This is a genomic window from Agrococcus sp. KRD186 (assembly GCF_017168255.1).
Lineage (GTDB): Bacteria > Actinomycetota > Actinomycetes > Actinomycetales > Microbacteriaceae > Agrococcus.
Map to the genome: position 1 here is coordinate 1 of NZ_JABFAP010000016.1, position 293 is coordinate 293.

The window sequence follows — 293 nt, forward strand, 5'->3', positions numbered from 1 at the left end:
CGACGAGCTCTTCGACGCCGTGGCGGGCGCGGAAGGCATCCAGCACGGGCAGCAGCGTGAGGGTCTCGCCCTTGTTGCCGGGGAACGCGTGGACCTCGAGCGGGAAGCCGCCGGCGTCGACGAGCAGGCCGACCAGGATCTGCGGATCCACGCGCCGCTCCTTCGACATGCCGACCTTCCGCAGCGCGTCTTCGTACTCGGCCTCGAAATACAGCGTGGTCACGTCATAGAGGACCAGCGTGAGCGCGCCAGCCCGGGTCGCGTGCGCATACGCGGCCTCCGCAGCCGTTGCG

At 70.0% G+C, this 293-nt stretch carries 1 protein-coding gene; it reads right to left on the bottom strand.

Annotated elements, in window-relative coordinates:
- On the bottom strand, positions 1-293 hold a 293-nt coding region (locus J1M46_RS15055; RefSeq protein WP_446698595.1), incomplete at both ends, for an IS1634 family transposase.